Genomic DNA, 23,607 nt, shown 5'->3' with positions numbered 1-23,607 from the left:
TGCAATTGAAAACTAATAGGATTTATTTGTTAACTTTTGGTAAATAATTGTAGAGATATAATAAAGAAAAAATTCTCTAATGTTGAATTGTTGCTATATTTAACGTAAACTAAATGACAAAAGCTACAAAAGTGATTGCAGTAAGAAAAAATAAAAAGCAGGTTCCGGAACCAACTTTACGAAGGTTGCCGGGCTATTTATTTTTTCTTGAAAAAGTTCGGGAGAAAGGGGTGATGAATATTTCAGCACCATCAATTGGAAAAGAATTAAAGTGCGATCCTACACAAGTGGTGAAAGATTTGGCATTTACTGGTGTTAAAGGAAAACCCAGGGTAGGGTACAATACCTACGAATTGTGTCATGCGTTGGAAAAATTTCTGGGATTCAATCAGGTAAATGAAGCTTTTCTGGTTGGAGCCGGTAATTTAGGTTCTGCTTTAATGGCATATCAGGAGAACCAAACGTTGGGGCTGAAAGTGATAGCTGCATTTGATGTAGATGAAAAAAAAATTGGGCAAAACATCGGAAATACTCCGGTTTTAGAATATAACAAGTTGTTCCACCTCTCGAACCGCTTAGACGTTGAGATTGCCATTTTAACCACACCCAATAATGTAGCACAGGAAGTAGCTGAAGATTTGGTGAACTGTGGAGTAAAAGCAATTTGGAATTTTACGCACGAAATATTGGATCTGCCCGATCATATAATAGTTCAAAATACTTCAATGAGTTCGTCCACCGCTGTTTTGTTGCAACGCTTGAACGATTCAAAGAAATAACTCAAAAAAGCAAAAAAATGAAAAAGGTTAATTTATTTTTTAGATGCGTAGCTGATAGAATAAAGAAAAAATTCTTTAAAGGCGAAAAAAATGACAATAGTCAGGCGTGTGTTGAGCTCCAAAATATGGAAGCTGAAAGTAAACTAACAGCTGATGAGATTTACCGCGAAGAGTATGCTAAAAATTATTGTATAACAACCCGCTGGCAAACCGTTTAATTGCTTTATACTGCTATTTCAACTGCATTTTGTTCCCTTTAACTGATTGTTAAGCGAGTGTAATTCACTGCACAGAATTTAAACCTGCGATTCTCAAAAACATGCAACGCTTGTAATAGCCGTGTTGTATTGGTTTAATTGTTACATTTGTTTTTCTGAAACAACTAAATTTAATACAATGAACAAGTCAGCACTTACTTTTCTGCTACTACTTTTCTTTACCCTCTCGTTAACTGCGCAGGATGTAAAACGTCCTGACCCTCAGCCGGCACCTGAAACCAATGAATCGTTTAAACTTGGAATGGCAGGTTATACTTTCGTACATTTCGATTTGCAAACCACATTGGAAACCATGAAACGGTGCGATGTGCATTACCTCTGCATAAAGGATTTTCATTTACCGGTAAACAGTACTTCGGAAGAAATTGAGGCATTTCATAAAAAATGTGCTGAATACGGTGTTACCGGTTATGCGGTTGGACCACTTTACATGAAAAGTAAAGAGGATATCGATAAGTATTTTGATTATGCCAAACGAGTGGGTGTTAACACGATTGTAGGTGTGCCCGATTACGCGTTGCTTCCCTACGTAAATGAAAAAGTAAAGGAAACCGGTTTGTATTTTGCCATTCATTTGCATGGCCCCGATATTGATGTGTATCCCGATGCTGATGATGTGTGGAAACATACCAAAGATCTTGATCCGCGCATTGGCATGTGTCTCGATATTGGTCACGATACGCGAAACGGAAAAGATCCGGTTGCCGATTTGAAAAAATACCACTCCAGGGTTTTCGATATTCATTTAAAAGATGTAACCGGCCGAACAAAAGACGGTTATTCGGTAGAAGTTGGGCGAGGTATTATTGATTTTCCCGCTTTTGTAAATATGCTTCGTGAAGTGAATTATACCGGAGCTGTAAGTTTGGAACACGAACGAAATATGGATGATCCGTTTATGGGAATAGCAGAATCAATCGGTTATTTCAGAGCAATGATCGCCGCAACAAAATAAATTCAGCTAAATAAAGTGAAAAGAGTTTTCCATGCCTGGGGAACTCTTTTTTTGTTTGTTTATCCCGGATCATGTTCAACATAAATAAATTAGTATTCTCATTGATTTCCGGCTTATATCGCAGCTAATTTTATATTTTTGCTGCAAATGAAGATTGGAGAGTTATACAGAAGAAATGTTTATGGAGTAATCGGTACGCTGGTATTTCATATTCTGTTATTTTCTGCGTTTTTGCTGGCCGATGTAAACAGGAAAGGCATTGTAAAAGAAGAGGAAATTTTAATTGAATTTCCGGCGGAAATGCTCGAATCCGAAATTATTGAACCCGAAACTGCAGAAGAAGAAAGTACAGATCAACCCGATAACGAGCAAACTACCAATACTCGAACAAATGTTGCTTCAAACCGGTCGGCAACGGAAAATACCACAACTTCAACCGACGAGTTTTTCGACGATGACTATTTAAAAGAGGTGGAAGCCGCCAAACAACTCGTTTCAAATGTCAATAAAAATCTTGCAAAAGAAACAGTTGATTTAAGCGATATTGAAATGCCGGTTGAAACAACTGAAGGCATGGATCGCGATTCGATAAAGAACGTAATTTATGCCGGTGAAAGTAATATCGTTTATTACCTCGAAAATCGGTATCATTTGCGTTTGCCTGTTCCGGTTTACTTAAGTCAGGGTGGAGGAACAATAATTGTCGATATTGTGGTAAATCGTCAGGGCGAAGTTATTGAAGCCGAACCTCGCGACGATCGGTCAATCCGTGATAAGCAGTTGTTCGCCTACGCAAAAGAGGCTGCAACCCGAACTGTTTTTAACAGCGATAACTCAGCGCCGGCGCGCCAAAAAGGAACAATCCAATACACTTTCGTAGCACAGTAAATTCAATGTTAATTGTTGGCAGGTTTAACACCATTTAACATCTTTTTCTTGTTGAATTTGCGCCATGGCTTTATCTTTGCGGTACGTTTATTTTCATAAGTTTAGGTTTAGTTAGGTTAGTTAGTTTAATGAGAAAAGGATGGGTTGTTGAACCCGTCCTTTTTGTTTTTATAAGCCCTCAGAACATTAAGTCCAAAAGTTTCTTCTTTTTTAATTTAATTTTTATCTTTATCAAATCTTGTAACCGCTTGTTAATAAGCGAAATTACACGTTTGCCAGGCGGGCAGGTATTAAGTTGAGGATAGAATAATTTTAAAAACAGGGTTACCTTTTACCCAATAATCGAATAATATATTAGAAGATGATAAATTATACGGATGCGCAAATCCTGAAAGGAATCTTAAGGCACGATAATTTAATTTTGCAGTACATATACAAACAGTACTACTATAAAGTAAATTATTTCATTAAGAAAAACCAAGGAAGTGAGGACGATGCCAGTGACATTTTTCAGGAGGCTATTATCGTAATTTACAGGAAAATAAAAGAAAATGATTTAATTTTCGAAAAGAGTTCTTTTCAAGGTTATTTGTTTTCAGTGTGTCGGTTTTTGTGGTTAAAGCAACTGGAGAAACGACGTATTGAGAAAGAAAAGCTGAACGATTCATTACCGTTCCAGGAGGATGTTTACGACGACAACCTGGTAGAATTGGTGGACAAAAACCAGAAATACGGATTATATCAGAAGCATTTCAAAACTTTGAGTACAGATTGTCAGAAGCTATTACAGATGTTTTTCGAAAAGGTTCCGCTAAAAGAAATTGCGAGAATCATGGGATACAAATCTGAAAAATATGCTAAAACAAGAAAGTATAAATGTAAAGAACTGTTGATAAAGCGCATAAAGCAAGATACAGAATTTAAAAAGATACTTGAAGATGACACCTAAAGCAGAATTATTTGGACGCATTGAAGATTACTGTTTAGATCTTTTAAACAAACCAGAGAGAGAAGAATTTGAAAAAGAGTTAAAATTAAACCCGGAATTAAGAGAAGAAGTTGAACTTCAGATGAATATCCAGAATGCCATATTGGAGATGGATGTTCTTGATCTTAAGGGGAAACTCGAAAAAATTCAAACAAACAGTACAAAAAATGGCAAGTTAAATGGCTCTTTCGAGCTGTTAGACGATTTCAGCGAATTTGAAGAAGCCACCGCAGAGTTAACACCCGAAGAACTCATTGAAAGTTTCGAATCGCTCCCAAAAGTTCATGTGTATCAGCATGAGCGAACCAGCAACGAAAACATACACCATTATTACAAAGAGCAAAACGGCTCTGAGCAGGTTGTTGTTGAAGATGACCTGAATGGTTTTGATATGGAAGGTCTGGAAGGACTTGAAGAGGCTATTCTGGAAACAGACATTTTGAACTTGCGCGAAACATTGCAGCAGGTTGCAAAATCTGTTGAACCACAATACTCGGTTGAAGATATTGACGCCTATCTTGAAGGAGAAATGGGGGATGATATTTTGGCCGAATTTGAAGGAGAGTTGAGCCAAAATGAACTGTTGCAATCTGAAGTTAATTTGCACAAGGAGCTTGAAATGGCTGTTGCAGAAAACGATGTAATGGATCTGAGAAGTGAATTGCGAAATATCATGGAGTCTGAAACATCGTGGAATGTTAGTGAGCAAGCCATTGAAGACTTTATTGATGGAGTACTGGAAGAAAGTTTGTTAGAAGAATTCGGTGCCGAATTGAAAGAAAATACCGATCTGATGGCGGAAGTGGCACTTCGCGAGAACATAAACGCTGCCGTTTCGGAAATGGATATTATGGGCTTACGTCAGAAACTGAAAGACGCAAGAGACGAATCGGAGAAGAAAGAGGTGAAATCGATAATAATGCCTCGTATCGAGATCGGTTCTACCAAATTCTGGCGCAGCAGTGTAGCCGTTATTTTGGTGCTGGTTGGTTTACTTGGCGTTATGCGAATGAATACCAATACGCTTGACAATTCGTACGATAAGTACATTGAATCATCAACATGGGCATCTGAACGTTCGGTTGACAGCGATATGAGCATAATACAGCAAGCTCAAATGTACTATCAGCAGAATGAGTTCCAAAAAACTATCGACCTGTTAAATAATGTAACGGTTAACGCTGATGAGCAATTTGTGCCACAGTTTTATAAAGGATTAAGCTATCAGAATTTGAATAAATACCCGAAAGCGGTTACCGAATATTCTAAAGTTATCGATCACGGCAATAACATGTTTATCGAGGAAGCCGAGTGGTATAAAGCACTTTGTTACCTGAAAATGAATAAAAGGGCAGAAGCTAAGAAAGAATTGCTGGCAGTTATTGATCGCAGAGGTCATTACCAAAAAGATGCCAAGGCAATTTTAAGAAAGCTGAAGTACTCTTTTAAATAATTGAAGAATCGTCCAATAGATTAATTCGAAAATAGATACACATTCAATTAAGCCTGTCGGTTTCGACGGGCTTTTTTTATGCGAATTCCCTGATCAATAGAAAAGGCAATAATCAGAAGAATAAGAATGGCAAAAAAGTAAAGATCGTAACTGGTATAAACCGGAGAATTATCGCCAATACATTTAAAACTCATCCAGTAATGCGGATGAGAAAGTCTTGAATTCGATTCTTCCAGGTATTTTAGTTTTGCCAGCCGAAGTGCTTCGTCTTTTGTTTTTCCTGCTTTTAAGTACTTATAAAAGGAGGTCATAATTTTTGTGCCGGCCGCATCTTCAACTTCCCACAGCGACATAATTACCGATGGGCATCCGGCATACAAAAAACCTCGGGCCAAACTCATCAAACCTTCTCCCTTTTGTAGTTTTCCTACACCGGTGTTACATGCGCTAAGCACGGTCATGCTTGCATTTAAGTCAAGGTTGTAAATATCAGCCGTATTTAGCCAACCGTCATTGTCCAATGTGGTTGAGTCGGCTATTTGGCTAAAAGCTAAACGAGAGTAGGCTGGTAACGAGTCGTTTATGTAGGCGTGCATTGCCAGGTGAAGAATGTCAAAATTGCCGCTCTTCTCTCTGAAATTTTGCTCGCTGGCATCTTTACTTCTAAAAATTGTCGTGTTAACTGATTTTGCAATTTCGTCAACTTCTTTTTGTACGCCCGGTAGCGGTGCCAGTTTATAGCTTGTGCCTGTCATTTTAAATTCTTCAGAATTGTATTCAGGAGCAAATGCCAGTGTATGGTTTCGAAGCTTTGGTTTTGAAGCTTTGTTTTTCAGGAAAATATTTACTGAATTGGCGTAATTAATATTTACATCTTTTACCAGGTAATTCAGTTCGTTAAAGCGTATGGTTTCGCTCGTGTCGGGTAATGTTTTTAGTAAGCCGTCGAATGAAATGTAATTTAGTTTACCATCAGGTATAATAGTCAGATGTTTTTCATGAAGATCGTTTTCAAAAGGAGCAATTAGTAAATTGTATAGATTGTGCGAAGAAATACAGTACTGTTTAGCATCTTCGTTGTGTGTAAACATGTAATCGGTTGATGACATAAACCGAAAAGTTTCTTCTAAAGCTTGTATGTCAGAAGGACGAAGTGTCTTTTTGTGAAAATCAATCTTTTCGTTTGTAATAAAAAACGTGTACAACGAAGCAAGTGTGTCGGTTTCATTGCCATTGTTAATTTTTTCTGATGCTGGTTCAGCTAAAAAATACTCAACAATCGCTTCTTTTCTATCAACCTTATCTTGAATTTCATTTAAACTGAGGGCAGAATTGGAATATTTTAACTGGTAATAATCGGGGTAGCTTTCTTCCATGTAACGATTCAATTCGTCTCGTTGACGTGATGCACTAAAAATCTTATCGTTATATTCTTCCAATAATGAACTATCCGGTTCATTGTAGCTTAATTCTTCGTATTGTAATTCGGAATAGTTGGCAATGGTATTGTTTAATTTACGTTCCAGTTCCAACAGGCTATCAGGAATTAAACTATTTTCCTGAGCCAGTTCATTGGCAATTTTATCGAACAGCGCGCTACTTTTTAGCTGTTCTGAATTGTTAAAAGCAATGTAAAGGAACTCCTGATTTTTCGAGTAATTGTAGGCAAGATACGCGGTTTCAATAATTTTGCTAATGGTTTGGTATTGCAGGTTCGACAGCTGAATTTTGCTTTCATCGTTCGAAATTTCTTTTCTGGCCTGTTGGATAAGGTTGCTGGTATTATTATAAGAGCTTAGGGCATAATCAAGGTTTTTACTGAACTCCATGCCTTTATTTTCATTGTCAAGCAGAGCTATTTCATGGTAAACATCACCAATTACTTTTATCAGACCAATACAGTCTATTAGAGAACGAGTTTGTCGGACTTTTATGTCAGAATATTCAGGATTAGTTTGTTCAACTTCCAAGGCAGCTAGTCCTTTTTTATAGGAATCTATTGATTTTATAAGATTTTGTTTTTTCTCTCTTCGGAATCGGTTTATTTCCTGCGTATTTATAGCTCTATTTCGGTATATATTTCCTTCATATTCATAGTAATTGGAAAGTTCTCTTCCAAAATTTTGTTGATTTTGCAATATTTTATATGCTAGAGATAGGTTTTCAATTGCCTTTTCAAAGTTATTAATTGCAGAAAGAAATTCTGCGTAACTCATATAGGCATAGGCGAGGTCTAAACCTTTGCCATAATACCGTTGTGAGAATGATATAGCATGGTTGTAATGATAATCTGCTCTTTCGAATTGTTTAAGGTTGTAATAACTACCTCCCATAATATTATCAAAATATATTTGATTGGATGTATCTGCTGATGCATAACATTTTTTAGCAATCTCGATAACGGATTGGTAGTTCTTTGTAACAAACTCCACCTCTGCAATAGCATAATAAGAGTCTACTAGATTTGCTGTATTTATTGGAGTTTGTGAATTATAGAAATTAACTGCTTGATTATAATATTTCAGGGCATTGGTATAATCCAATTTAGCTCTGTATGTATTTCCAATATTTATATAAAGGTTACCGAGCAAACCATAATTTAATGGCTCCCGAAGAAACATATTTTTCTCAGACAACATATAATTTTTCAATGCCTTTTCATTTTCTCCTAGATTTTTATAGCTGATTCCGATGGAATAATAGGCTGTTGCCAGATAATAATTTTCATTTCCGAAAATTTTTTTTCGATACTCGAGGTATTGTTTAAAAACTTCCAGTGCCTCGTTGTGTTTCCCATCACGAGTAAAAATCGCTCCTTCTCTTCGTAAGGCGTTGGAAATCTGAAGTAAGGAGTCGGTATTCAGTACTTGGCTAAGTAATATATTGGGTAGGAATAATAAGTAAAAAACGAAGCTTATTCTCTTTGCAATTGTCATCAGATGTTGTGATTTATACCACCAAAATAGAACTTTTTTCAATTTTTTTCAAAAAAGAGGGGTTACCTTTTTCTACTTATCAGAATATATTAGTGAATGTGTGTTTTAAAAGTTTAACGAATTAATTTATTATACGATGAAAAGGGTACAGTTTGAATCAACAGAAAATACTTTCGAAGTTAAGGGTTTTGAAGTAATCAGCGAGCAAGCAATGAGCGAAGTTCGTGGTGGCGGAACTCCAAAATCAAGAGACAAAGACATTTTTGACTTTGAAGAAGAATAAGAAAGTATTTAACTGGTAAGATTTAAAGATATGAAAGTTATAGCTGATTTTTTTATAGAAAGCAATAGAGGTTTTGATGTATTGACTGAAGAAGCGATGAACGAAGTTCGTGGTGGAGGAACGCCAAAATCAAGAGATAAAGATATTTTCGATTTTGAAGAAGAATAAGTCATAAAAACAGAACGATGAAAGCTATAACGATACAATCACAATACAATTTAGATAATTTCGGTTTTGATGTTCTTTCGCAAGAAGAACTAAATGAAGTTCGTGGGGGAGGAACACCAAAATCAAGAGATAAAGATATTTTCGATTTTGAAGAAGAATAGCCTATATACAGAACCAATTGAGTTGTTAGTACAGGGGTTAAAACACGGACGGTTTTACCCCTTTTTTTTGTACTTACTTTTCCTTTCCCTCAAATAGCCGGTAATTATTAAATTTACATTTTAAAGCCCCGTTAAACAAATCGATTCGTTGTGCTGGTTTTAGTCCAACAAACTTTAAACTATCTATCGATGAGCTTAAAATCCAGGCACTGTTGCCGGCATATTGGTGTTTTAAGCGCTCACCAATCATTGCATAAAGACCATCGAGGTCATTTTCCTTCAACCTTTCTCCGTATGGAGGATTTGTAACGATGGTTGCATTATCTAAATCAATATCCAGGTTTTTAAAATCGGTACAGGCAAATTGTATTTTATTAAACACTAAGGCACGTCGTGCGTTAGTTTGTGCATTTAATAAATTACTTCCCGAAATATCCGATGCATAGATTTTATGTCTGAATTCTCTTTTCTCAACCGGTTCCGTAACTTTTTCCCAAAGCAAAGGGTCAAAATCGTTCCAAAGTTGAAAAGCAAACTCTTTTCTGAATTTAGCCGGAGGAATATTCTGAGCAATCATTGCGGCTTCAATAGGCAAGGTTCCTGATCCGCACATCGGGTCCATAAAATCCGAATTTCCAAGCCAACCTGAAATATAAATCATACCGGCAGCAAGTACTTCGTTTAAAGGTGCGTCGCCCTGTTTTACACGATAACCTCTTTTGTGTAACGATTCGCCCGAGCTGTCAATCGACAAAGTACAGTTATCCTGAAAAATATGAACATTTATAATAATATCCGGATTATCGGTGTCAACACTAGGACGTTTCCCGAAATTCTCACGAAAATAATCGGCAATGGCATCTTTCACCTTAAGTGAGGCAAACATGGAGTTTCTGAACTCTCGTGAGTTTACAACAACACTGTTAATTACAAAATTCTGATCGACGTTAAAATAGTTTTGCCACTTTATTCTTTTGCATTTTAAGTAAAACTGATCGACGTTTTTAAAATTGAAATGTTCAATTTCTTTTAAAATGCGCAAAGCTGCACGAAGGTTATAGTTTGACTTATAGATGATTTCAAGGTCTCCGTCATAAAATACGGCACGTTTTCCGCGTCGTACGTTTTTACCGCCAATGCGCTTCACTTCTTTGGCCAAAACATCTTCCAGTCCGGAAAAGGTTTTTGCAATTAATTTATACTCTTTCAATGATTTGATTTTTTTTTTAAATACCTGCTCCGTCCATAAACGGAATATCTCTCGGGCGTTTTTGCACTACACGAGAATTGGCCGGAAGGTCGTTGGTTACCCACACATTACCTCCAATAACAGAGTTTTCGCCAATTGTTACGCGGCCCAGAATGGTTGCTCCTGCATATATAACTACGTTGTTTTCCAAAATCGGGTGACGTGGAATTCCTTTTATCGGGTTACCATCGTCGTCAAGTGGAAAACTTTTTGCTCCTAAGGTTACTCCCTGATATATTTTTACATGATCGCCAATAATACATGTCGATCCAATTACAACTCCAGTACCGTGGTCGATCGTGAAACTCTCGCCAATTTGAGCACGTGGATGGATATCTATTCCGGTTTCGCTGTGCGCCATTTCGGTAATAAAACGTGGAATAAGCGGAACGTCCAACTGTAACAATTTGTGGGCGATTCGGTAGTTTGTAATTGCCCGGATTCCCGGATAGCTAAAAATAACTTCGCCAAAGTTTTTTGCTGCCGGGTCATTTAGAAACGTGGCCTCAACATCGGCTACTAATCTGCGCCTGATTTCGGGCAAAAACTCGATAAAAGCAACCGCTTTTTCCTGAGCACCTGTTCTGTGCTTTTCAACTCTTTGTTCCGACTCGTCGGTGCACTCAAAACACAGTCCGGCTAAAATCTCACGGGTAAGCATGTCAAGTAACTCATCAACATAAACTCCCATATAATGCGGAGTTATGGTGGTTTTTAACGTGGTTGTTCCGAAATAGCCGGGGAAAAGAATCTCGCGAACCAGGTTGATAATTCGTTTCAATTGTTTATTTGATGGTAGCGGGTCTCCCATCAAATGTTTATGACAAACTAATTTGTACGATTCCGGGTTACTCAGTTTGCTTACTGTTTCTGAAATTATCTGGTCTACTGTATTATTTGTCATATTCTCGAATTATATTACAAAACTAATTACATTCATTTAAGAATTGTAACATATAACGTATAAAACAAGGTTCTTGTTGAAGGTTTTAATCTAAACTTGAGATGACCTTAATTACTGCTTTTTTCCGCTCTTCGTAATTCCCCTTTATTATATGATAAGGGAAGTCGTAATTTTTCAGTTCCTGGATGTAAGTTTGCTGAAGTTTTTCGCGATCAATTCCGCCGTTCTCGCGAACACTGTCCGGAACCCACGGCAAATCAATATCACATACTAAGAAAGTGTCTATATGGATTTCTTTTATCGCCTGTTCAATCCAGGAAGGAACTTTGTCATATACAACATCCAGCCAGATTTTAGTAATCAGAAGCCAGGTATCTAAAATAATTAATGGGGGCTGCTGCAAAACCATTTCGTTGTATTGTTCAATTTGCTTTTTAGCAATCAGAATAACATCATCGTAGGTGTATGAGCGATGCAATTGTTCTACGTAACTTCTTGCAAATTCGGGTACGAAAGGTACATTATAATGCGTTGCCAATGCTTTGGCAAGTGTACTTTTCCCGGTTGATTCGGCTCCGGTAATGGCAATTATTTTAGTTTTTTGCTTCAATATTTTTCAGGTCTTTTCTCCACTCAATATAGCCCAGCAGAGCCATAACGGTGTAAACAATAAATAAAATTACGGTTGCCCACAAGCCTTTGTACACATACAGTCCTGCTGAAAACGCATCGATAAATATCCAAAGCAGCCAGTGTTCGATGTACTTTCGTGCAAGCATCCAGGTGGCAACAATACTTAGTGCTGTTGTAACTGAATCCATGTGCGGAACATCGGAATTGGTATAATTGCTTAATATAAAAAAGAGTAGGGCATAAAGGGCAATTGAAACCACTGTCAACTTCATCCACAATGCTTTGCGCGTGGTTTTAACAGCAACCTTCTTTTCGTTTTGTTTTTTACCCGTAAGCCAGAAATACCAGCCGTAAATACTAATAACGACGTAATAGGCCTGAAGGCCCATGTCGGCGTATAAGCGGGCATTAAAAAATACAAACACATAAAGAGCCGAGGTTAATAACCCGGTTGGCCACGTTAAAATGTGTTGTTTAATGGAAAAGAAAATGTAAACTAAACCAAGAATGGCTCCCAGTATTTCAATATAATTACCTAAGAGCCATTCCAAAACTATATCAGTCATAAAATTTAATCAACTGTATCAACTGTAACTAAGAGCGCTGCATATTTATCCTGGTTATCAAAAACCTCAAGAGCTTTTAAAATAGCATCGTCATCTTCGTTCAAAATTTTATACATGTCGTTTCTGGAGTACACATCGCGGGCAATCAAAGCTTTGAGTTCGCGCTTAAGCTCATCTTTAAGGTATGATAAACTTTCTTCGTCTTTCTCAATTCCTTCCTCAATACCAATGGCAACAATTTGCTCAATGTTCTCTTCCGTGATTTCGAATTTGTCATTGAACCTGTCAAAGTCAGGATATTGTTTGGCCATATCTTCACGATGAAGATCAACATAATCTAAAACAAAATTATAGGTAACCCGCTTTCTTCTCAGGTTATTAATGTAGGCATAATGCGAAGATGTGTCCATGGGTACAAAAATATCAGGCATTACACCACCGCCACCATAAACATTACGGCCGTTAACCAGCGTTTTATGTTTTAATTCATCGTCAAAATGAATACTATCGGCATTAAACATCTCACCGTTACTAATTCGGTTGGCATAATCTTTACGGTATTCGCTAATGCCTTCTTCATAAGGCTTCTGAATACATCTGCCACTTGGTGTGTAATAGTGTGCCGTTGTTAAACGAATCATCGATCCGTCGTTCAGGAAGAATGGTTTTTGTACCAATCCTTTTCCAAACGAGCGACGGCCAATTATCACTCCACGGTCCCAATCCTGAACAGCTCCCGAAACAATTTCGCTTGCAGAGGCCGAACCTTCGTTAACTAAAACAACCACTTTCCCGTCCTCAAACGAACCTTTTGCTGTAGCTTTGTAGTCTCTTTTCGGATCGTTTGTGCCATCCGTATAAACAATCAACTGGTCATCGGTTAAAAACTGGTCGGCTAACTCAATGGCCGACTTTAAGTAACCTCCGCCATTGTTTCGTAAATCAAGCACCAGGTTCTGGATTCCTTCTTGTTTTAAATCCGACATGGCTGATAAAAACTCTTCGGTTGTAGTTGCCGAGAATTTATTTAGTTTGATATAGCCGGTAGTCTCATCAAGCATGTAAGAAGCATCCAGACTATAAATTGGAATTTTGTCTCTTTCAATGGTAAATTCAAGTGGATTGGCTTCCCCTTTTCTGGCAATGGATAAGTCAACTTTGCTACCTTTTTCCCCACGTAACAAATCAAAAACATCCGAGTTTTTCAAGCCTATTCCGGCAATGTTTTTACCGTCAACCTCAATTATCCGGTCGCCTGCAAGCAAGCCAACTTTTTCGGAAGGACCTTCGGCAATTACGGTAGTAACCATCAAGGTATCTTTATAAATGTTGAATGAAATCCCGATCCCCTCGAAGTTTCCTTTTAGCGGTTCGTTCATTTTATCCACTTCTTCTTTCGAAATATAGGTTGAGTGCGGATCAAGCTCCTCAAGCAAATGCACAATGGCTTTTTCTGTTAAGTCATTAACATCTGCAGAGTCAACATAGTAGCCATCTACCAGTCGCAGTAAACGGGCAAATTTTACCTGGTTTTCCTGCACCTCGTTTTGTGCTTGCGTGTAAACAGGGCCAATCAGGAATATTGCTAAAAATAAACCCAGACCAATTGTTTTAATATGTTGAATTTTTGTTACAGCCATAATTCTCATTTTTTAGTAATAACGAAACAATCACGCAATAAGTCTGCCAAATTTAATTTCGTTACATTGTGCAACAACTATTCCCACTCAATTGTTGCAGGTGGCTTCGAACTGATATCGTAAACTACGCGGTTGATACCGCGAACTTTATTTATGATTTCGTTCGACATTTTTGCCATAAAATCGTAAGGAAGATGTACCCAGTCGGCAGTCATTCCATCAGTTGAAGTAACGGCGCGTAAGGCAACGGTATTTTCATAAGTACGTTCGTCGCCCATAACACCTACCGACTGAACCGGAAGTAACATTACGCCGGCCTGCCAAACTTCGTCGTACAGTCCCCAGTTTTTTAGCCCGTTAATAAAAATGGCATCAGCTTCCTGAAGCATACTAACTTTCTCGGGAGTTACATCGCCAAGAATACGAATTCCCAACCCCGGTCCCGGGAATGGATGACGGCCTAACAATTCTTTCTTAATGTTTAAAGCAGCACCTACACGACGTACTTCATCTTTAAACAAAAGTTTGAGTGGTTCAACCACTTTAAGCTTCATTTTCTCAGGAAGACCACCAACATTGTGGTGCGATTTAATGGTTGCAGAAGGCCCGTTTACCGAAACCGATTCAATTACATCGGGATAAATGGTTCCTTGCGCCAACCATTTTACATCCTGTATTTTGTGTGCTTCTTCATCAAAAACTTCGATAAAGTTGCGACCGATAATTTTTCGTTTTTGTTCCGGATCAGTAACTCCGGCCAAATCGTCCCAGAATTTTTTACGGGCATCAACGCCAATTACGTTCAATCCCATATCTTCGTACGAATGCAAAACATCTTCAAATTCGTTTTTACGAAGCAGGCCGTTGTCAACAAATATGCAGGTAAGATTTTTTCCAATGGCTTTATTTAATAAAACGCCGGCAACCGACGAGTCAACACCGCCCGAAAGACCCAACACAACTTTGTCGTTGCCCAGTTGATCTTTTAATTCCTGAACCGTTGTTTCCACAAACGAATCAGGAGTCCAGTTTTGTTCGCACCCACAAATTGTGGTAACAAAATTCTGTAGCAACTGCTTTCCTTCTGTGGTGTGGTAAACCTCGGGGTGGAATTGAATTGCCCAGGTTTTTTCGTCATCAACTTTATATGCTGCGTAGTTTACATCTTCGGTTGATGCAATTACCTTATAATTTTTCGGAAGTTTTACAATGGTATCGCCATGCGACATCCAAACCTGCGAGTGCAGACTAATATTTTCAAACAGAATACTATCGTGATCGATAAATCCCAGATTTGCTCTTCCGTATTCGCGCGTATTCGATGGGGCCACTTCGCCACCATAAAAATGCGCCATGTACTGTGCTCCGTAACATACACCCAAAACCGGCAGTTTACCTTTAATTTCTGATAGATCAGGACGAGGTGCATTTTCGTCGCGAACCGAATACGGACTACCCGAAAGAATCACACCTTTTACACTTTCATCAATTTTCGGAAAGTGGTTAAAAGGATGAATTTCGCAATAAACATTTAGCTCGCGGACCTTGCGACCGATCAATTGTGTGTATTGAGAACCAAAATCAAGGATTAAAATCTTTTCCTGCATGAAAAACTTCTTTAGTTAATGAAAGCACAAAAGTACTAATAACGTGTCAAAATCTTTTCAAAAGTGAATGAAATTAAGGCTCGTGTTAATATTAGGATTGTGTTTGCCTCAGAATATGTGAAATTAATTCCGAAACTATGCGTTAAGATTTAAGTGTTCTTTCAGAATTACTAAATTTGAGCGAATTTTTAAATCCACTTTTTAATGAGAAGTTTTTTGCTGCTATGCATGGCGTTTTTACTGTTGTTACCAACCGAACAGGTTTTTGGGCAGAATTTTGCTCAAAACGAGGTGGTTATTTTTCAAGGCAAAAAGTTTGTTATGCACCAGGTGCGCACCGGCGAAACCGTTTATTCGCTTAGTAAGAAGTTTGGTGTATCGCAATCAGCGCTTGAGGAAAATAATCCGGGAATAGATAAAGGGTTAACAATAGGGCAGGTGCTAAAAATTCCTTATGTTGAAGGTATTGAACTGCCGGATTCTAAAGCCGATCAGAAAGGAGATCCTTCTGGATTTACCAAATATAAAATCGAGTCGCGTAAAGAAACAGCTTATTCCATTGCTAAAAAGTTTGGAATAACGGTGGAGGAACTTTATGCCTACAACCCAACCGTTCGGAAATTTAAAAAGCGAACAGTATTGAATATTCCTTATTGGGAAAAAGAGACAATTTCAGAGATCGACGATTTAGCTCCGAAAACCGAAACGGGCGTACAAACTATATTGCATCAGGTAATTTCGGGAGAAACCTTGTATTCGCTTGCCCGGAAATACGGAACAACCGAGCAGGAAATTCTTGCATTAAATCCCGATGCCAGGCAGCTAAAAACCGGAATGACCCTGAAAATAAAAACCGGCACTTTGGAGGGCAATGTAAATAAACCACAGCCAATGGAATATGCCGGTGATCGAAATTACATCGAACATATTATTGAATCGGGTGAAACAATGTGGGGGATAACCCGCAAATACAATGTATCGGAAGAGGAGCTAAAAGCAATAAACCCGATTTTGAATACCGGATTTCCGGCAGGAGCGGTAATTAAAATTCCACTTGCAGAAGCCAGCGAACCAATAGCCAAACCGGTAAACGAAGAAGCTTTTGAACAGCATTTGGTGGAAATAGGAGAGACTTTATATGGTTTGTCGGAACAATACAATGTTAGTATCCCCGACATTATAAAATATAATCCGATACTCGATCGCCGGAATCTGGCGTACGGCGAAACCATTTTAATTCCTAAAAAACCGGAGGATGTTTTTGCCCGGCCGGAAAGTGACAATATCGTAATTGAAGACATTGATTCGGCTAAAATGCTCGAAGAATTTTATGCCGTGGAAATGCCGGTTGAAATTCCCGAGTCGTGTGTGCCTGATTTGTCGGGATCATTTTCGGGAAAAACATATAATGTTGCCTTGTTTTTGCCTTTTTATTACGAAGCGAATGATACACTGAACCGCGAAGATATAGTAATTGATTCAACAGCAATTTTTACAAGGGAAGAAACCGAAATTGCACAGGATACAACCATTGAACTGGAAGAGCGAAAAGAATTGTTTAAGCAGTTTTATGGCGGAAGTGAGAACTTCGTACAGTTTTACGAGGGTGTACTTTTAGCTGTTGATTCCTTGCAACGAATTGGTTTCGATGTAAAGCTCAATGTTTTTGACACACAGCGAAGCAAAGATTCGATACGCCAGTATTTTACTACTAACGAATTCTTTATGACTGATTTAATTATTGGGCCGATTTTCCCAAGTGTGCAACAGGAAATTGCAGGCTACGCAGCGAAGAACCGGATTCCAATTGTTTCGCCACTGGCTTCGCAGGCCGCAATTACACAGTCGAATTCCAGTTACTTCCAGGTAAATCCTTCGCGCGATTACCTGACTCGTCAAACGGCAGAAATGGTGGCCGAAGAGCATTTTAACAGTAACTTCATTATCTTAAAAACATCCGATTATGCAGGTACCCCGGAAGGAGAACTGGTTGAATTGTTGCGCGAAAAATTCTTCAATTCAGGAATGTTAAGCAGTTTCGAGGGCGTTAACTTTACGATCTACGATTTTGAAAACGAAGGAAGTTTCGGTTTGCGTCGAATTATGTCGAAAACCAAAGAAAATGTGGTTTACATTCCTTCTGAAAATGAGGGTGAGTTAAGTGTGGCCATTTCTAATTTAAACAACTTGTCTGACGAGTATTCGATTACGCTGATTGGTTCAAACCGTTATCCAAACTATTCGAGTATTCAGTTGGAGCAGTTTCATAATCTGAAGCTGAAATACATTGCGCCATACTACACCGACTATGCGAATAAGCAAACCATTAATTTTGTTGAAAAATACAAGAACAATTTTGGAACAGAGCCTGATAATTTTAGTTTCCAGGGCTACGATGTAACGCTTTATTTTTTAACGGCATTAATTACTTATGGAAACGATTTTGCCGCTTGTCTGCCATACATGCATACTTTCCAAATGCAGGGGAATTATCATTTCGGGCAATTAACGCAGTTTGGAGGCTATATGAACGAAGGGGTTTCTGTAATTTCATATACCCGCGATTACGAGGTAAAACGTAAACGCATTAAGGGGCAGCCTCGTTTGGTTATGGCTTCCGACAATTAATAGTTGGGGGTATTTTCCATAAACTGATACCTGAAAATATTTTATCTTAACCAATCAATAAACTCAACTTAAAATGGAAGATTTAACTGTTGGAACCAGGGTGGAACATCCGCGTTACGGAGAGGGTATTATTAGTAAAGACAACCTTACTGCCTACGAAATATTTTTTGAGCGGGGCGGTAAAATAGAAATTACAAAACGAAATACCGACCTTACTGTTTTGGAGGCCAATGAAACTGCACCAAAATCACAACTTTCAATTGGCGAAATAGAGAAGGTTTTAAGCTACGTATTAGATAAACATGCTGCACTGAATGAGGTGGTTCCTTTAGGCGAAAAATGGGAAGGTGGAACAATGATACTTCAACCGGCCAATCCAGAGCTAAAACCAAAAGAAATTCCTGTTGAAACATTCTTTCACAAAATTGTAATGTTGCGCGACAGACTGCGTGTTTTGGAGCAAAATATCAACAGTAGCAAATCGCTCACCGACGAAGAAAAAGTAAATATCCAGCAATACATAACGCGTGCCTATGGTTCGCTAACAACTTTTAATGTGTTGTTTGCCGAAAAGGAGCATTATTTTGTTGGAGCAAAAACTAAATAATTATGAAGACAATCAACCTAATCCTTCTATTTTCATTACTAACCGGAATTACTATCGCACAAAATAAAACACTAAAAGTGTGGCCCAACGGCGCACCAAACGACAACGGAGTGACCGAGCCCGAAGAGAAATACGACGGTGTGCGCGTTCGAAATGTGTCGGAAGCGGAAATGTATGTTTACACTCCTGCAGCTGAAATTAATAGCGGTGCGGCCGTGGTAATTTGTCCGGGCGGAGGCTATTGGATTGAGGCAATGGACCACGAAGGATTTGATATTGCCCGTTTTCTTCAGGGTAAAGGAATTACCGGAATTGTACTAAAATACCGATTGCCTTACGGTAACCACGAAGTTCCGTCGAGCGATGTCCGGCAAGCCATTCGAATGGTGCGTGCAAATGCCAAAGAGTGGGGCATCAATCCTGAAAAAATTGGAATTGCGGGCTCTTCAGCCGGTGGTCACCTGGCTTCAACAGCCGGAACGGTTTTCGATTATGGAAATGCCGAAAGTGCGGACAAAATTGAACAGCAAAGTTGCCGGCCCGATTTTATGTTGTTACTCTATCCGGTAATTACCATGGATGAAACGTTTACGCACATGGGATCGCGCGAAAACCTGATTGGAAAAGGACACGATAAAGAATTGATCCGGAAATATTCGAACGAGCTAAATGTGAGTGCTGAAACGCCACCAACTTTTCTGGTGCTGGCCGACGACGACACAGCTGTATTGCCAAAAAATTCGATTAGTTTTTATTCAAAACTGAAAGAATTTGACGTGCCAGCAGAGCTGCATATTTTTCAAAAAGGTGGTCACGGTTTTGGTATTCGGGAAAACGGTATTCCGGCAGATAACTGGCCAAATTTGTTTATCGACTGGCTAAAAGCAAGAGAAATAATAGAATAATGAATGTAGAATGACGATTAACGAGTTGGGAAGGAAAATCTAAAATCATTAATCATCATTCGCAAATCGAATTAAATGAATACCCATCCTTTAAAAGTTTTAAAATATTGTCCGAAGTGTGGTTCTGCTGAGTTACACAAATCAGGCGACCGTTCGTTAAAATGCGCTGACTGTGGTTTTCATTTCTTTATTAACTCATCGGCAGCAGTAGCCGCTTTGGTAACCGATGAATCAGGTAAATTAATGCTGGTAACGCGTGGCGTTGAACCCAATTACGGAAAGCTGGATTTGCCCGGCGGTTTTATCGACCCGTTGGAATCGGCAGAAGATGCCGTGCGTCGCGAACTGAAAGAAGAGCTGGGCTTGAAAGTAAAAAACTTAAAATACCTGGAATCAGCACCAAACGAGTATGTGTTTTCTGCATTTACCGTATTTACACTTGATATGGCATTTCAGGTTATCGCAGAATCGGTTGAGGACCTGAAACCGATGGACGATATACTGGCTTATAAATTCTATGCAGAAGAAGAACTGGATTACGATGATATTCCTGCACCTTCGATACGGAAATTTGTGAAAGACTATTTTCAAAGCACAAAGCATAAACAATGAAAACAGAAATAAAACAACGACTAACGGCCTTACGCGCCGAAATGAAAAAGATTGGTGTTGATGCGTGGTACATCTCGGGTACCGATCCGCATTCGAGCGAATATTTACCCAAACGATGGGAAACACGCGAATACATTTCGGGATTTACAGGCTCGTATGGTTTGGTGGCGGTAACGCTTGAAAAAGCAGCTTTATGGACCGATTCGCGTTATTTTTTACAGGCTGCCGACGAGCTGCAAGGTACCGGAATTGAGATGATGAAGATGCGCGTTGCAGATGCTGTATCGCCCGAAACGTGGCTAAGCCGGAATTTGCCAGCCGGAAGTAAAGTGGGGCTCGATGCAAAATCGTTAACTGTTGACGCATTCAGAAGTTTACAGAAAGGCTTTTTGAAAAAAGATATCGAGCTGGTGGAAACACCGGATTTGCTGGAAGCGATTTGGGAAGATCGCCCCGCTGCTCCCGATGATAAAGTTTTTGAACTCGATGTAAAATACGCAGGAGTTGCACGACCTGAAAAGCAACAAAAAATTGCCGGTGAATTGGCTGGCGTTGGTGCCGGTGTTCATGTGGTTTCGATGTTAGATGAACTGGCGTGGCTGTACAATCTTCGAGGTTCGGATGTGCCTTACAACCCTGTTTTTACCGCTTTTGCCGTTATTGGAAAAAATGAAAGCATACTTTTTGTCGATCCCGAAAAAATTGATTCGGAGCTAAAATCGAAATTGGAAGCCGATGGTGTTACGTTGAAAGATTACACCACTTTTTACAGCTACCTGGCGGAAATTAAAGGAAAAACGATTTTCATCGATCCGTCAACATTAAATTTTGCAGCCTACAGTGCGCTTGCCGGCAAAAACGAAATTGTTGAAGGAACTTCATTGGTGGCCATTCAAAAGGCTATAAAAAATGAAACCGAGCTGAAAGGTTTCAGAAATGCGATGAAAAAAGACGGTGTGGCACTGGTGGAGTGTTTACACTGGCTAAAAGATACGATTGGAAAAACAACGATAACAGATTACGAGTTTGGGAATAAGCTGGCCGAATTCAGAGCGAAACAAGAGGGATTTAAAGGCGAAAGTTTTCCGCCAATTGTAGGCTACAAAAGCCGCGGTGCGCTTGTTCACTTACATATTGGTGCCGATGATGCTTTGCCACTGGAAGCCGATGGTGCCGTGCTTTTTGATTCCGGCGGCCAGTACATCAACGGCACTACCGATATTACCCGCACGGTTGCGCTGGGGCCGGTTTCCGATCAGTTTAAAACCGATTTTACGCTTACCCTGAAAGGAATGATTGGCTTAACGCAAGCCAAATTTCCTTACGGTGTAAAAGGTTGTCACCTCGATATTCTGGCGCGTCAGGCATTGTGGGAAAACGGCATGAATTACGGCCACGGTACCGGTCATGGTGTTGGCCATTTTCTGAATGTACACGAAGGGCCTATGGCAATCCGGTTGGAATACAACGAAAACCTGATGCTGCCCGGTCAGGTACTTTCGAACGAACCTGCGTTTTACCGCGAGGGGCAATACGGACTTCGCACCGAAAACATGATGGTTTGTGTTGAGCGCGAAACCACTGAATTCGGGCGCTTCCTCGGTTTTGATACGCTTACACTTTGCCCCATCGACACAACCTTGATAAAAGTAGATTTACTGACCGATAAAGAGCGAAAGTGGCTGAACGATTACCACCAATGGGTAAACGGTCAGCTAAAGCCACTACTTAATGATAAGTATCACAAATTTTTGGATGAGTTAACAGCCAAAATTTAAATTGCTGCCGGTAAGGTGAAACTGAAGGTGCTGCCTTCGTTTTCCTTGCTGGTAACAGCTATTTCTCCGCCGTTTTTTTCCACAAATTCTTTACAAAGAAGAAGTCCTAATCCTGTTCCGCTTTCTTCCGATGTGCCAGCACGCTGCGTTTTGCTATTCAACTTGAACAAGTCATCTTTTGTTTTTTCATTCATGCCAATACCGTTGTCGGTAACGCTAAATTCATGATATTCGTTTTTTGTACAACCGGTAATCGTTATATTTCCCTGCGGATTGGTAAACTTTATGGCATTGGAAATAAGGTTTCGGAAAACGGTTGAGATCATGTTCTTATCGGCCTGACAAAGAACTTCATTGTTTATTTTATTCGTAATTGAGATCTGTTTCGTATCGACATGTTGTTTTAAAACCATAATATTTTCATTAACCAACTCTACCGGGTTAAATACTTCGGGATTAATTTGCAAACTTCCTATCTGCGAACGCGACCATTCCAACAGGTTTTGCAACAATGCGTAGGTGTTTTTCGAGGTATTGTGAATATCCTGAACAAACTCCAGTTTGTCTTCATTTTCAAATATTTCCCAGTTTTCGAGCATGGCATCCGATAAGCCTAATAGTGCATTAAAAGGGCTTTTCAGGTCGTGTGCAATAATGGAAAAGAACTTGTCTTTAGCGGCATTGGCTTCTCTTAATTCTTCAGTACGTTGGGCAACCTGCTCTTCTAACGACGCATTTAGCTCCAGTAATTTCTTATTCTGTTTACGAATTTTAATTTCCTGAATAAAACTTTTTACCGCCTCTTTTACGGTTAATACCAAATCGGCTTTATCCCAGGGTTTAGCGATGAAACGATAAAGCTGGGCATTGTTAATGGCGTTGCTAATTCCTTCGATACTGGCTTGTCCGGTAAGCAATATTTTTAGCGATTCAGGCGAAAGTTTGTGTATTTCCTTCAATAATTCGTCGCCTTTCATGCCTGGCATAATATAATCCGAAATAATTACCGGAACCTGCTGGCCTTCATCCATTAGTTCTTTAAAAAATTCCAGTGCATCTTCTCCGCTATCTGAAGTTTCAATATTATATTCTTCCCCAAATGTTGATTGAAGTTGTTCCTGTATCGCTTCCAGGATTATTTCTTCATCGTCGACACAAATGATTGTTTGTTTTTGCATTTACTCCTGATTTTCAATTTTTGACAAACCTGTTTTTATTACTTTTTCTAAATCTTCAGCCGACCATGGTTTTGAAATATACGCATGCAATTCAGCATTTTTAATTGCATTGTTAATGGCTGCCTCATCAGCTTGGCCGGTTAACATTACCTTTACTATTTTTGGAAATTTTTTGTGGACTTCAATTAAAAATTCGTCGCCTTTTTTTCCCGGCATCAACCAGTCGGAAACAATTACCAGTACATCAACTTCTTCTTCTGTTAATTCTTCAATTACTTCCAGCCCCTCTTCAGCATTTTCGGCTGCTTCATACAAATATTCATCTCCAAAGATATTTTTTATCTGCTCGCCTAAGCTATCGAGAATTATGCTTTCATCGTCAACACAAACTATTGCCTTTTTCTTCATAAC

The 23,607-nt window shown here is 39.0% G+C and carries 23 protein-coding genes; 14 read left to right on the top strand and 9 right to left on the bottom strand.

What is annotated here, in order from left to right:
- Positions 1-113: 113 nt before the first annotated feature.
- The 6 genes from BMW53_RS00760 to BMW53_RS00735 all read left to right on the top strand — a co-directional run bounded on the left by BMW53_RS00760 (position 114) and on the right by BMW53_RS00735 (position 5,341).
- Entirely contained in the window at positions 114-779 is a 666-nt protein-coding gene (locus BMW53_RS00760; RefSeq protein WP_051567971.1) for a redox-sensing transcriptional repressor Rex, read from the top strand.
- A gap of 17 nt (positions 780-796) precedes the next feature.
- Entirely contained in the window at positions 797-997 is a 201-nt protein-coding gene (locus tag BMW53_RS00755; RefSeq protein ID WP_038561385.1) for a hypothetical protein, read from the top strand.
- 178 nt (positions 998-1,175) lie between these two features.
- The gene (locus tag BMW53_RS00750; RefSeq protein ID WP_038561391.1) at positions 1,176-2,012 is read left to right on the top strand and encodes a sugar phosphate isomerase/epimerase family protein; all 837 of its coding nucleotides are present in this window, start codon (positions 1,176-1,178) and stop codon (positions 2,010-2,012) included.
- Positions 2,013-2,159: 147 nt separating this feature from the next.
- Positions 2,160-2,900 carry a hypothetical protein gene (locus BMW53_RS00745; protein WP_051567972.1) on the top strand — a complete coding sequence of 247 codons (741 nt, stop codon included), beginning with the start codon at positions 2,160-2,162 and terminating at the stop codon, positions 2,898-2,900.
- A 361-nt stretch (positions 2,901-3,261) separates the two neighbouring features.
- Positions 3,262-3,849 (top strand): RNA polymerase sigma factor, encoded by a 588-nt coding sequence (locus BMW53_RS00740; RefSeq protein WP_038561396.1) that lies wholly within the window; start codon positions 3,262-3,264, stop codon positions 3,847-3,849.
- Positions 3,839-5,341, top strand: coding sequence for a tetratricopeptide repeat protein (locus tag BMW53_RS00735; RefSeq protein WP_038561400.1), 1,503 nt, complete (start codon positions 3,839-3,841; stop codon positions 5,339-5,341). Before BMW53_RS00740 ends, BMW53_RS00735 begins: the two co-directional genes overlap by 11 nt.
- A 47-nt stretch (positions 5,342-5,388) precedes the next feature.
- Here BMW53_RS00735 and BMW53_RS00730 read toward each other — a convergent pair whose 3' ends face one another.
- Complete coding sequence (locus tag BMW53_RS00730; protein WP_038561405.1) at positions 5,389-8,277, bottom strand: CHAT domain-containing protein; 2,889 nt, start codon at positions 8,275-8,277, stop codon at positions 5,389-5,391.
- 136 nt (positions 8,278-8,413) lie between these two features.
- Between BMW53_RS00730 and BMW53_RS20860 the strand changes: the two genes are divergently transcribed.
- The 3 genes from BMW53_RS20860 to BMW53_RS20850 are packed head-to-tail and all read left to right on the top strand — an operon-like array spanning position 8,414 to position 8,889.
- Positions 8,414-8,560 carry a hypothetical protein gene (locus tag BMW53_RS20860; protein ID WP_157470848.1) on the top strand — a complete coding sequence of 49 codons (147 nt, stop codon included), beginning with the start codon at positions 8,414-8,416 and terminating at the stop codon, positions 8,558-8,560.
- Between the two features lie 30 nt (positions 8,561-8,590).
- Complete coding sequence (locus BMW53_RS20855) at positions 8,591-8,728, top strand: hypothetical protein (protein WP_157470851.1); 138 nt, start codon at positions 8,591-8,593, stop codon at positions 8,726-8,728.
- 17 nt (positions 8,729-8,745) lie between these two features.
- The gene (locus BMW53_RS20850; protein WP_157470854.1) at positions 8,746-8,889 is read left to right on the top strand and encodes a hypothetical protein; all 144 of its coding nucleotides are present in this window, start codon (positions 8,746-8,748) and stop codon (positions 8,887-8,889) included.
- Between the two features lie 73 nt (positions 8,890-8,962).
- On the opposite strand, the gene BMW53_RS00725 is transcribed toward BMW53_RS20850, so the two are convergent.
- The 6 genes from BMW53_RS00725 to guaA all read right to left on the bottom strand — a co-directional run bounded on the left by BMW53_RS00725 (position 8,963) and on the right by guaA (position 15,488).
- The gene (locus BMW53_RS00725) at positions 8,963-10,099 is read right to left on the bottom strand and encodes a THUMP domain-containing class I SAM-dependent RNA methyltransferase (RefSeq protein WP_074780067.1); all 1,137 of its coding nucleotides are present in this window, start codon (positions 10,097-10,099) and stop codon (positions 8,963-8,965) included.
- Between the two features lie 16 nt (positions 10,100-10,115).
- The gene (gene epsC, locus BMW53_RS00720; protein ID WP_038561408.1) at positions 10,116-11,042 is read right to left on the bottom strand and encodes a serine O-acetyltransferase EpsC; all 927 of its coding nucleotides are present in this window, start codon (positions 11,040-11,042) and stop codon (positions 10,116-10,118) included.
- Between the two features lie 85 nt (positions 11,043-11,127).
- Positions 11,128-11,652, bottom strand: coding sequence for an ATP/GTP-binding protein (locus BMW53_RS00715; RefSeq protein ID WP_168136438.1), 525 nt, complete (start codon positions 11,650-11,652; stop codon positions 11,128-11,130).
- Positions 11,636-12,241, bottom strand: a complete 606-nt coding sequence (pnuC, locus tag BMW53_RS00710; RefSeq protein ID WP_038561417.1) for a nicotinamide riboside transporter PnuC — start codon at positions 12,239-12,241, stop codon at positions 11,636-11,638. The genes BMW53_RS00715 and pnuC overlap by 17 nt, the downstream gene beginning before the upstream one ends.
- A 5-nt stretch (positions 12,242-12,246) precedes the next feature.
- Positions 12,247-13,881: a S41 family peptidase gene (locus tag BMW53_RS00705; protein ID WP_038565218.1), complete on the bottom strand. Its 1,635-nt coding sequence runs from the start codon at positions 13,879-13,881 to the stop codon at positions 12,247-12,249.
- A gap of 77 nt (positions 13,882-13,958) precedes the next feature.
- Positions 13,959-15,488 carry a glutamine-hydrolyzing GMP synthase gene (gene guaA / locus BMW53_RS00700; protein ID WP_038561422.1) on the bottom strand — a complete coding sequence of 510 codons (1,530 nt, stop codon included), beginning with the start codon at positions 15,486-15,488 and terminating at the stop codon, positions 13,959-13,961.
- A 204-nt stretch (positions 15,489-15,692) separates the two neighbouring features.
- Here guaA and BMW53_RS00695 point away from each other — a divergent pair, with 204 nt between their 5' ends.
- From BMW53_RS00695 to BMW53_RS00675, 5 genes are all read left to right on the top strand, one after another.
- Entirely contained in the window at positions 15,693-18,116 is a 2,424-nt protein-coding gene (locus BMW53_RS00695) for a LysM peptidoglycan-binding domain-containing protein (RefSeq protein ID WP_081804891.1), read from the top strand.
- 73 nt (positions 18,117-18,189) lie between these two features.
- Positions 18,190-18,723, top strand: a complete 534-nt coding sequence (locus BMW53_RS00690; RefSeq protein ID WP_038561431.1) for a DUF8685 domain-containing protein — start codon at positions 18,190-18,192, stop codon at positions 18,721-18,723.
- A 2-nt stretch (positions 18,724-18,725) separates the two neighbouring features.
- Positions 18,726-19,628 carry an alpha/beta hydrolase gene (locus BMW53_RS00685; RefSeq protein WP_038561435.1) on the top strand — a complete coding sequence of 301 codons (903 nt, stop codon included), beginning with the start codon at positions 18,726-18,728 and terminating at the stop codon, positions 19,626-19,628.
- A 75-nt stretch (positions 19,629-19,703) separates the two neighbouring features.
- Complete coding sequence (locus BMW53_RS00680; protein WP_074780064.1) at positions 19,704-20,240, top strand: NUDIX domain-containing protein; 537 nt, start codon at positions 19,704-19,706, stop codon at positions 20,238-20,240.
- A complete protein-coding gene (locus BMW53_RS00675) occupies positions 20,237-22,018 on the top strand; it encodes an aminopeptidase P family N-terminal domain-containing protein (RefSeq protein ID WP_038561436.1) in 1,782 nt (593 codons plus the stop codon). Before BMW53_RS00680 ends, BMW53_RS00675 begins: the two co-directional genes overlap by 4 nt.
- On the opposite strand, the gene BMW53_RS00670 is transcribed toward BMW53_RS00675, so the two are convergent.
- Positions 22,015-23,196 (bottom strand): hybrid sensor histidine kinase/response regulator, encoded by a 1,182-nt coding sequence (locus tag BMW53_RS00670; protein WP_051567976.1) that lies wholly within the window; start codon positions 23,194-23,196, stop codon positions 22,015-22,017. The genes BMW53_RS00675 and BMW53_RS00670 overlap by 4 nt on opposite strands.
- Positions 23,197-23,604, bottom strand: a complete 408-nt coding sequence (locus BMW53_RS00665; RefSeq protein ID WP_038561437.1) for a response regulator — start codon at positions 23,602-23,604, stop codon at positions 23,197-23,199.
- Positions 23,605-23,607 lie beyond the last annotated feature (3 nt).

The organism is Draconibacterium orientale, assembly GCF_900111425.1.
GTDB lineage: Bacteria > Bacteroidota > Bacteroidia > Bacteroidales > Prolixibacteraceae > Draconibacterium > Draconibacterium orientale.
This window is presented reverse-complemented; position numbering and strand designations above follow the sequence as displayed.